This is a genomic window from Corynebacterium sp. KPL2838, from assembly GCF_040225455.1.
Classification (GTDB): Bacteria; Actinomycetota; Actinomycetes; order Mycobacteriales; family Mycobacteriaceae; genus Corynebacterium; species Corynebacterium rhinophilum.
On the sequence record NZ_JBEHFT010000062.1, the window covers coordinates 1 to 4,428 of the forward strand.

Consider the following 4,428-nt stretch of genomic DNA (forward strand, 5'->3'; position numbering starts at 1 on the left):
GCATGGTGGTAGATTACCTTTCTTCCCAGCCCGACTAGGCTGGATATCAGGTGTCCACCAAAAGGGGGTCAGGTCCTCATAACCGAGGCTTGGGGCCTGGTCGTGAGGCGAAAAAGCTGACGCGGCCTTCAGGAGTTCATTGGTGTCGCGTAGCTGGTGATTTTCACGGCGTAGCCTCGCGTTTTCGGCGGCCAAATCTTCAGGTACAGGTTCTGGGGTGTTTCCTGCACGGCGGGCAGGCTTTAAGTCCATTGACGAGCTGTGTGCCATGAAACCCCCAGTTTTGGGGCTACTGCCTGGCACGCGGGGTGCATCGACATATTTTCCGCCACGATGCGGTCTTCCACAAGACGGATCACACGGTCCTTCGCATCCTGGTCAAAATTTCTCGGCATGTTCCAGATTTTCCCATCTACTCAAACGGAACAAAACCTGGGACACTTCACCCACCGGCCAGACCCGTACACACCCTAAACGCCTTGGTCGCCCGTGGGTTGGAGAGTTGTGGGGCGGGGGTTGCCCCTGGGGGGTATGAGTAAACCCCCGAGGTGTGTTCTCGGGGGTGTTTTGGCTTGTGTTTTAGAAGCCGAGGATGTTGCGGTTGAACTCGTTGAGTGCGTCTGGGATGAGGTATGGCAGCTTGCGGAAGAAAAGGCTTGCCTGCTCGAGGGTGTCCCAGCCGTTGGAGATGGCTGCGTGTGCTGCTTCTTGCGCGTTGGTTACGAGGTCTGCAATCATTTGTTTTCCTTTCGTTTGGGGAAATGGTTGCGTACTGGTTTTGTACGTGAATTTTACCGTAGTTGGTGTGTGGGGGTGGTGCAATTTTAGTGGGGGTGGTTGTGGAGTTTGGTTAGTTGGTTGATTTGGATTTTGCCCATGATGTTGCGTGGGAGTTTGTCGATGAAGTGGACATCTCGGGGGATGGAGTGGTCGGCGAGGTTTTGGGCGACGTGTTGTTGGATTTGTTTTGGGGTGAGGGTGTGGGGTTTGTGTGTGACGACGTAGGCGGCGATTCTTTGGAATGTGTCTTTGTCTTCGACTCCGATGCATGCTGCTTCGGCGATTTCGGGCATTGATTCGATGGTTGCTGTTACTGATTCTGGGTGGACGTTTTCTCCGCCGACGATGATCATTGAGTCTGAGCGGCCGAGGACGTGGAGTTGGTTGTTGTTATCGATGTATCCGGTGTCGCCCATTTGTAGCATTCCGTCTTGGGTGTATGGGGGTTTCTTGTTTGGGTTGGTGTAGCCGGTGAGCATCATGGGGCTTTTGATGGTGATTTGGCCGGTTTTTCCTTGCGGTAGGGGGTTTCCTTGTGGGTCGCGAATGGTGACTTGGACGCCTGTTACTGGTGTTCCTACTGTGGTGGGGTCGTTGGCGAGTTGTTGGGGGTTAGCGCAGGCGATGAGGTCGGCTTCGGTGGAGCCGTAGATGGTGGTGAGGATGGGGCGTCCGAAGTGTTGGTTTACGTCGTGGACGAGTTGTGGGGTGACTTTGTTTCCGCCGGAGCCTATCCATTTTAGGCTGCTCATGTCGTATTTTTTGTCGAGCATGTTTTTGTAGAAGATTGGGGAGGTTACGGCGCCGTCGCATTTGTATTTTTGGATGATTTGCATGCCTTTGTCGGGGTCGAAGTGCCGGGACATGATCATTGTGCAGGTTCCTGCGATGGCGATGTTGAGGGCTCCGATGCCCCAGGTGTGGAAGAGGGTGCAGGGGATGTAGACGGTTTGGTTGGCGTGCCAGTCGAGGTTGTCGAGGATGGCGCCGAGGGTTACTGGGAAGGTGGGTTCTTTGCGTTGGATTCCTTTGGGGGTTCCTGTTGTGCCGGAGGAGTAGAGGATGTAGGGGGTTTGTTTGGGGATGAGGGGGAGTTTGATTTTTTGGGTGGTTTGGGTGATGTGGTTGAGGGTGATGTGGTTTGGGTTTGGGGTTGTTGTGGTGTCGTTGATGATGATTTTATCGGTGTTGTGGGGGATTTTGGGGAGGAATTCGGGGTCGGTGATGATGAGTTTGATGTTGTTTTGTTGGATGAGGTTTTTGATTTGTTCTGGGGAGCCTTGGATGTTGAGCATGTTGGCTATTGCGCCGTTGTAGGAGCGGGCGAGGATTGCTGTGGCGGCTCCGGAGGAGTTGCGGGCTAGGATTCCGTAGTTGAGTTGGTGGGGTTTGAGGTTGTGTTGCTGTGCGTAGTTTGTGAGCCATTGGGCGAGGCTGCGTGCGTTGTGGCGGAGTTGTGCGTAGGTGAGTTGTGTGTCGTCGTCAATGATTGCTGTGGTATTTGGGGCTATTTGGTAGGCGGTTTCGAGGTTGCTTGCGGGGGAGAAGCGGTAGCGGGCGATGTTGCGGAGGCCTAGTAGTTTTGCTTTTGCTGGTGCGTTGTGGGTTAGGAATCCGCGTTGTTTGGTCATTTTGAGCATGTGCTGCATGCCTTGGATGGTTTCTTTGGTGGTGTTGAGTTTATTGGTGGTGTTCATTTGTTCTCCTTCTGTGTTTGGGTTAGTGGATGTTGCGTGCGATTTCTTGGGCCATGTGTTTTTGGCCTAGTGAGGTGGGGTGGGCGATGAGGTTTTGTTCGGGTAGGCCGTAGTAGTTGGAGTTTCGTTGGTGTGGGGGTTTGCACCATCCTTCGGGGTCGTTTGGTGGGGTGATGTAGTTAGTGTGTGTTTCTTGTGCTGCTTGTCGGATGGTGTTGTTGACTTCGGTGAGGAAGTTGTTGATGTATTTGCGGTCGTTGAGGGAGAGGTAGCCGCTTTCGGGGCAGCGGTGTTCTGGGGTGGCTGCTGTGTAGTATCCGGTGAAGAAGATTTGGGCTTGGGGTGCGCGTTTTTTGGTGTCGTTGGCTATGTCGGTGAGGCGTTGTTTTAGGTTTCGGCCGGTGATGTCGGGGTTGTGGATGCTGGCGTCGGTGATGGGTTTTGCGATGGGGGCGCAGTCGGGGAGCCCTGGGATTTGGATGTGTGGTGTGCAGGTTGCGAAGAGGGCGGCTAGTCCTGCGTCGTTTCCTCCGAGTGTGATGGTGACTAGTTTGGTGTCGGGTGTGAGGTGTTGTTTTTGTGGGGCTGGGGCGGTGAAGGGGAGTGCGTGGTGTTGGGGGTTGTCGTATTGGTAGGTGAATGCCCAGGCGCAGGAGGCGTCGTCGAGTTGTAGGTTGAGTTGTTTGGCTAGTTGGTGTGGGTAGTTGTCTTGGTCTTTGACGCAGGCTGGGGTGCTGCCAGGGACAGGTTGTGTGATGGTTCCGGTTGAGGCGTAGGAGTCGCCGAGTGCTACGTATTTGTCTCCTGGTTGGAGGGCTTGTGCGGTGGGGGCTAGGAGTGTGGTTGTTAGTGCTGCGGTGGCGAGTGCTGTGTTGATTTTTGTGGTTTTCATGGGTGTTTTCCTTGTTAGACGGGAAATTCCCGTGCATTTTGGGGTTGCACGGGAATCTTTGTTGTTTGGGTCACTTAGCGAGGTTGTGTCCGATGAATTGGCCGTAGGCGTGGGTGCCGTGGGCATTGAGGTGGAGAGGAAGATTGCCTGGTGCTGGTGGCATGATGTCGATGAGGTTTACCCACCAGCGGTCTGGGGAGCAGGCGTCGTGTCCTTCGGACATTGGCCATGCGTCGAGGAAGGTGGCGTTGTTTTGTTGTGCTACTTCGCGGAGGGCGTTCTGTAGGCGCTGCTCGGTACCTGCAGTGTTGCCGGCCGGAATGGGGAGGGGGTTGGATGAGCCGAGTCCGCTGTTGTAGCAGGACATGTTGTTGAAAGAGACGTGGGGGTAGCCGACTACCATGACTTTGGCGTTGGGTGCGTGGTGGTGGGCGATGTTGATGGCATTGCGGAGGCCGTTGCGGATTGCGCGGTCTGATGCTTGGACGTCGGGGCCGTAGGGATAGGTGTCATTGGCTCCTGCGACGATGACTACGTTTTTGGTTTGTGGGTTGAGGTCACCGTGTTGAGCTGCGGTGCGCAGGGCGTTGTCGATATGTACACCGCCGGTGGAAAAGGAAGCGCCTGCGCATTGGTACTGGTCGACGTGTGCGCCGACGGATGCGTTGGCGATTTCGTCGGCGATGGCCCCGTCTCTAACACAGCCGACGCCGGTGTTTGCTTTGATGTTTGCTTTATTCTTCCAGTAGTCAGGCACGGTTGGGTTGGCTACTACGCTGTCACCGGTGAGGACGGTGTTGCCTGGTGTTGCGGCGAGGGCGGAGGTGTGTCCTGCGATGAGAGCTGCGGTTGCGGCTGCTACTGCTGCGAGTTTAGTGGGGGATTTCATTCTTGTTTCCTCTTATATTGTTGTTTCTCCTTGAGGTTTCTAAGTTTAGGTTAATGGATTTTTAGCTGAATGTCAGTTTGTGGGCTTGTAGATTGGGGCCTGACCCCCGGAAAGTGGACACGTCGGGGGTTAGCTATGCTGCTTTGGTCAGTGTAGCTGATGTGAGTGCT

The 4,428-nt window shown here is 54.9% G+C and carries 4 protein-coding genes and 2 pseudogenes; all 6 read right to left on the minus strand.

Annotated elements, in window-relative coordinates:
• Positions 1–252 (minus strand): annotated as a pseudogene (locus tag ABRP98_RS11830) (hypothetical protein); the annotation flags it as partial.
• Positions 243–441, minus strand: a pseudogene (locus tag ABRP98_RS11485) (hypothetical protein). The pseudogenes ABRP98_RS11830 and ABRP98_RS11485, both read right to left, overlap by 10 nt.
• A 138-nt stretch (positions 442–579) precedes the next feature.
• Positions 580–738, minus strand: a complete 159-nt coding sequence (locus ABRP98_RS11490) for a hypothetical protein (RefSeq protein ID WP_284792230.1) — start codon at positions 736–738, stop codon at positions 580–582.
• Between the two features lie 86 nt (positions 739–824).
• Positions 825–2,477, minus strand: coding sequence for an AMP-binding protein (locus ABRP98_RS11495; protein ID WP_284783758.1), 1,653 nt, complete (start codon positions 2,475–2,477; stop codon positions 825–827).
• A 22-nt stretch (positions 2,478–2,499) separates the two neighbouring features.
• On the minus strand, positions 2,500–3,369 hold the full coding sequence (locus ABRP98_RS11500; RefSeq protein ID WP_284783757.1) for an SGNH/GDSL hydrolase family protein: 870 nt from the start codon (positions 3,367–3,369) through the stop codon (positions 2,500–2,502).
• A gap of 70 nt (positions 3,370–3,439) precedes the next feature.
• Complete coding sequence (locus ABRP98_RS11505; protein ID WP_349859332.1) at positions 3,440–4,258, minus strand: GDSL-type esterase/lipase family protein; 819 nt, start codon at positions 4,256–4,258, stop codon at positions 3,440–3,442.
• Positions 4,259–4,428 lie beyond the last annotated feature (170 nt).